Origin of the sequence: Oerskovia sp. NPDC060287, from assembly GCF_042726775.1 — a bacterium.
Taxonomy (GTDB): Bacteria; Actinomycetota; Actinomycetes; order Actinomycetales; family Cellulomonadaceae; genus Oerskovia; species Oerskovia merdavium.
This window is the reverse complement of sequence record NZ_JBHXBO010000285.1, coordinates 1-4713: the sequence shown is the minus strand read 5'-3', so window position 1 is coordinate 4713 and position 4713 is coordinate 1. Positions and strand designations below refer to the sequence as shown.

Annotated in this window: 4 protein-coding genes and 3 tRNA genes; 4 read left to right on the top strand and 3 right to left on the bottom strand. The window is 74.1% G+C overall.

Going from position 1 to position 4713, the window contains the following annotated elements; translation table 11 throughout:
- Nucleotides 1-98: 98 nt before the first annotated feature.
- Nucleotides 99-1166, bottom strand: coding sequence for a LysR family transcriptional regulator (locus ACFWFR_RS17530; protein WP_377623882.1), 1068 nt, complete (start codon nucleotides 1164-1166; stop codon nucleotides 99-101).
- A 69-nt stretch (nucleotides 1167-1235) separates the two neighbouring features.
- Here ACFWFR_RS17530 and ACFWFR_RS17525 point away from each other — a divergent pair, with 69 nt between their 5' ends.
- Nucleotides 1236-2447 carry a YeiH family protein gene (locus ACFWFR_RS17525; protein ID WP_377623881.1) on the top strand — a complete coding sequence of 404 codons (1212 nt, stop codon included), beginning with the start codon at nucleotides 1236-1238 and terminating at the stop codon, nucleotides 2445-2447.
- A gap of 99 nt (nucleotides 2448-2546) precedes the next feature.
- Here the strand turns inward: ACFWFR_RS17525 and ACFWFR_RS17520 are convergent, their stop codons facing one another.
- Entirely contained in the window at nucleotides 2547-3212 is a 666-nt protein-coding gene (locus ACFWFR_RS17520; RefSeq protein ID WP_377623879.1) for a hypothetical protein, read from the bottom strand.
- A complete protein-coding gene (locus ACFWFR_RS17515) occupies nucleotides 3209-4012 on the bottom strand; it encodes a class I SAM-dependent methyltransferase (protein WP_377623877.1) in 804 nt (267 codons plus the stop codon). The genes ACFWFR_RS17520 and ACFWFR_RS17515 overlap by 4 nt, the downstream gene beginning before the upstream one ends.
- Nucleotides 4013-4283: 271 nt before the next feature.
- Between ACFWFR_RS17515 and ACFWFR_RS17510 the strand changes: the two genes are divergently transcribed.
- The 3 genes from ACFWFR_RS17510 (at nucleotide 4284) to ACFWFR_RS17500 (ending at nucleotide 4679) form a co-directional block, all read left to right on the top strand.
- Nucleotides 4284-4355 (top strand) — tRNA-Gln (locus ACFWFR_RS17510).
- 94 nt (nucleotides 4356-4449) lie between these two features.
- Nucleotides 4450-4522, top strand: a tRNA-Glu gene (locus ACFWFR_RS17505).
- 81 nt (nucleotides 4523-4603) lie between these two features.
- Nucleotides 4604-4679 (top strand) — tRNA-OTHER (locus ACFWFR_RS17500).
- Nucleotides 4680-4713: the final 34 nt, after the last annotated feature.

The following is a 4713-nucleotide window of genomic DNA, read 5'->3' as shown; positions in this document are numbered from 1 at the left end:
GCGAGGTAGTGCGCGGCGCGTCCTACCTCGCGCAGCACGTTCTACCTCGCGGTGGCAGGTGGCAGGTGGCAGGTGTCAGGGGCCGGTGGTCGGGGGGCCTACCGCCCGGCCCTCGGGTGCGATGCCCCGGCACTCCCGGCACTCCCGGCACTCCCGGCTGCGACCGCCGCGATCCGCCTGGCCGCCGCCGAGAGCTCGGTGCCGTCCTTCCAGACCATGCGCAGCCGCCGCGAGAGGTCGAGGCCGGGCACCTGGATCTCGACGAGCGTGCCGCGAGCCAGGTCGTCCGCGACCGTCAGCCGGGACAGCACCGCGACCGCGCCGCCGTACTGCACCGCGGTCTTGAGCGACGCGGTCGAGCCCAGGTAGGGCAGGTGGTCCGGGAGGCGGGCGCCGGCCTCCACGAGCGACTTCTCGAGCGTCTCGCGCGTTCCTGAGCCGCGCTCCCGGACGACGAGCCCACCGCTCGACAGCTCCTCGACCGTCGCGGTGCGACGCCGGCGCACGGCCCACGGGTGCGCCGCCGCGACGACCACGACCAGCTCGTCGTGGGCCAGGGTCCGGCTGCGCAGCCCCCGACGCATGGTCGAGCTCTCGATGAAGCCGAGCTCGGCGTCGTCCGACAGCACGAGCTCCATGACTGTCCGGGAGTTGCGCACGAGCAGCTCGACGTCGGGAGACGACGGCCCGCGGGCTGTCCCCGACGCGCTGCCCTGCCCCGCCGGCAGACCCGCACCGGCCCCGGGCACCGGGGTGAGGCCGTCGAGCGCGAGCGTCGCGAGCCAGCGAGGGGCGAGGTACTCCGCGATCGTCAGGCTGGCCGCGAGCCGTATCCGGGCCGAGGGTGCCTCGCGCAGGGCCGCGGCCGCGGTCTCGAACCGGTCCGAGGCGTCGACGACCTCGCGGGCCCAGGTCGCGGTCGCGCGCCCGGTCTCGGTGAGGCGGGCCCCGCGCGTCGAGCGGGCGACGAGCTCGAGCCCCAGGTGCCTCTCGAGGCGCCGCATGCCGGCCGAGGCGCTCGGCTGGGAGATGCCCAGCGCACGCGCCGCGGCGCTGATCGAGCCGTGGCTGTCGGTCGCGACGAGCAGCTCCAGGAGCCCGAGCGAGGTCCGGTCCCGACGTGGGGGAGGGGGGCTCGCAGGTGTCTGCGGGGTGCTCGCGGCCATAGGTTCATCCTATGGCTCGGTCGTCAGGTGGGCCTTCTGACGAGAAGGCCGGCGCGGCACATTGAGAACATGACCCCCACGACCGACCTCGACACCCCCACCCCGGGCGTCGACCACGCCGCCCGCCGGCCCACCACGCCCGCCCCCTCGACCGAGGCCACCGCCTCGGCTCCCTGGATCCGCCGCGCAGCCCCCGGGCTCGCGTTCTGCGCGCTCGCGACCGTCGTCGCCTACCTCCTCGCGCAGGTGGTCCCGCTCTCGCCCCTCGTGCTGTCCCTGCTCGTCGGTGCCGTCGTCGGCTCGGTGCTCGGAAGCCTGCGCCGCGCGCGCGGGGCGAGCGACGCCGTCGGGCAGACGACGCGTGCCGCGAGGTGGGCGGACGCCCTCACCACCCGGACCCAGGAAGGGACCCGGTGGACCGCGATGCGCGTCCTGCGCGCGGGCGTGGTCCTCCTGGGGCTCCAGCTCTCGCTGCCCGAGGTGCTCGCGCTCGGCTGGCGCGGCCTCGCGGTCGTGGCGATCACGGTCGCCGTGACGTTCAGCGCGACGCTCGCGCTGGGGCGCGTGCTGCGTGTCCCGCGCGTGACGTCGCTGCTCGTCGCGACCGGGTTCTCGATCTGCGGCGCGGCCGCGATCTCGGCCATGCAGGGCGTGGTCGGAGGAGGCGACGACGACGAGTCGCGCCGCGAGGCCGACGACGCCGTGGCGACCGCGCTCGCGCTCGTGACGATCTTCGGGTCGCTCGCGATCTTCGTGCTGCCGTGGCTCGCCGGGCTGCTCGGGCTCGCCGACGACCGGGCCGGGCTCTGGATCGGGGCGAGCGTCCAGGAGGTCGCGCAGGTCGTGACCGCGGGTGGCGCGATCTCCGCGGCGGCGCTCGCGACCGCGACGGTGAGCAAGCTCGCCCGCGTCGTGCTGCTCGCCCCCCTCGTGGCGGGGGCCGGGGTGCTGCGGGCGCGCAGCGAGCGCGTGGCGCGCCCCGCGGACGTCGAGGCCGCCACGGGGGCCCGTGCGGCCCGCAGGACGCCGCCGGTGCCCCTGTTCGTCGTGGGCTTCCTCGTGGCCGTGCTGGTGCGCAGCACAGGCTTGCTGCCCGCGTCGGTCGTGGAGGTGACGACCGTGGTCACGACGCTGCTCTTCACCGCGGCGATGTTCGCGATGGGTCTGGGGGTCGACGTCGCCCACCTGGTCCGCACGGGTCGGCGCGCGCTCGTGCTCGGGACGGCGTCGGCCGCAGTCGTGACCGGCACCTCGCTCGTGGCGGTGCTGGCGCTGACCTGAGGCGGCCCGCTGAGCCCGTCCACCCGATGCGGTCTCGACGCGCCGGCCTGCTGATGTACCGAGCGGTGCCCGGGCAGACCGGGCACCGCTCGGCACGCGCTACCGGACGGTCGCGTCCCAGCGCCAGCGGGTGCGGCGTGCGAGTCCGGGGAGCTCGCAGCGGCCCGTCGCCCACACGAGCACCTGTGCTGCCGGGAGGTCGCCGGTCCTGTCCGGCAGGTCGGGGAAGAGCCGCGCGAGCACCCGGGCGCTGAGGCCCTCGGGAAGGTCGGGGGCGATACCCGTGAGCCCTTCGAGGATGTCGCGCCCGTGCACGAGGATCTCGACGATCCCCATGGCCGCGAACCCCTGCGGGTCCGAGAGCCCGTACGGGTGGTAGGCGCGGGCCGTGTCCGGACGGGCGCCCACCTGAGCGGCGAGGAGCTCGCCGCCCGCGAGGAGCACCTCCGCCATCCCGGCCGCGCCCGCCTCGCGCTTGACGTGCGCGATCTCGTCCTCGCCCTTGGGGCCGGCGAGCGGCAGGTAGTCGAGCAGGGGAAGCCCTGCGACCTGGAGCGCGTAGGCGAGGAGGTCGTCGACGACGTGCTCGGCCGTCGCCCAGCACGACCACCGCACGGGCCCGGCCTGCGCGTCGAACGCGGCGTCCGGATGGCGACCCACGCCGTCGGCGAGCCAGCGTGCGGCGGTGCGGACGTCGTCGGGCGTGACGGGGCCGGGTGCGAGCCGGACGACCGAGACGCCGGGGTCCTCGGGCTGCGCGCTCACTCGTCGACCGCGCGGTCGGTGCGGTCCGCGCGCCAGCACTCGGCGCGATAGGGGAGGTCGACCTCGGTGAGCCCCGCGAGCGCGGGGTGGGTCGCCGCGAGGTGGTCGACGGCGTCGAGCAGCTCGTCTCGCTCGGCGGGCGGCAGCGTGAGCAGATGGCTCCGGGTCGCGGCGAGCGTCCGGAGGCTTGCGGCGGGGAGGTGGTCGGCCCAGTCGAAGGTCGCGTGCTCGAGCGGCGTGAAGGACTCGTCGACCCCGTCGAGCTGCGGGGTCCGGTGGACGGGCTCGAGCGAGTCGCCGCGGTGGATGATCTCGGTGAAGCGCTCGACCCAGTCGACCGTGTGGTCGCGGACGTTCCAGACGACGCCGAGCCGGCCGCCGGGGCGCAGCACGCGCGCGATCTCCGGGACGGCCGTCGCGACGTCGAACCAGTGCCAGGCCTGGGCCACGAGGACGGCGTCGACGCTCCCGTCCTCGAGCGGGATGCGTTCGGCCGTGCCGGGCAGGACGTGGGCGCCGGGCACGGCGTCCTTGAGCTGGGCGCGCATGCCGTCCGAGGGCTCGACCGCGGTCACGTGGAGGCCGCGCGCGACCAGCTTCTCGGTGAGCTTGCCCGTCCCTGCCGCGAGGTCGAGCACGTGGCGGGCCCCGGCGGGCAGCATCCAGTCGATCGCGGCGTCAGGGTAGGAGGGGCGGACGGCCCGGTAGTCGTCGGCACCTGCGCCGAACGACGACGCGCGTTCGGCGTGGGACGCGCGCGGGGTGGAGGACGGAGGCTCAGGGGGTGCTGCGGTGCTCATGTCTTCGACGGTGCCACGTCGCGTGGGCGAGGTCCACAGTTTCCTCGCGGTCGGCCGCGACGTGTCGGAGCAGTGGTGCCCGACGGCGGCACGTCCGTTCCGGACGCGGCTCACCCCGGGGTGCGGGCGGGAGTGGGCAGCGACTGGCAGCGACTGGCAGGGCGGCTGAGGGCGATTTGGCCGGACCGGGACTCTCCGGTAATGTTTTCTCTCGGTGAGGCGCTCACCCGAAGCCCGGGAACGGGAAGAGGGCGCGGCGCTGATACCTCCTTGGGGTATGGTGTAATTGGCAACACAACGGTTTCTGGTACCGTCATTCTAGGTTCGAGTCCTGGTACCCCAGCGCAGAGCAAGTAGCGCATCGAGTCGGTCAAACCGACGCGAATCGTGCAGTACAGTTCTCAACGGCACGGCGCCCCTCGGGGTGACGAGCTTAGGCCCCCATCGTCTAGCGGCCTAGGACGCCGCCCTCTCACGGCGGTAACACGGGTTCAAATCCCGTTGGGGGTACGTAGTACGAGGCCTGGCCATCGTCAGATGACCGGGCCTCGATGACGCTCGATCACTCTTCGGAGTGGGAGAGCTGTCCTGGCCCCCATCGTCTAGCGGCCTAGGTGGCTGGGATATCTCGTCGTGATCACGGGTTCAAATCCCGTTGGGGGTACCACCACGAAAGCCCGGTCATCGTCAGATGACCGGGC

Bases quoted from the DNA above. Each gene is read 5' to 3' on its own strand.
- ACFWFR_RS17530 (WP_377623882.1), bottom strand. From the start codon at position 1,166: ATGGCCGCGAGCACCCCGCAGACACCTGCGAGCCCCCCTCCCCCACGT.
- ACFWFR_RS17525 (WP_377623881.1), top strand. From the start codon at position 1,236: ATGACCCCCACGACCGACCTCGACACCCCCACCCCGGGCGTCGACCAC.
- ACFWFR_RS17515 (WP_377623877.1), bottom strand. From the start codon at position 4,012: ATGAGCACCGCAGCACCCCCTGAGCCTCCGTCCTCCACCCCGCGCGCG.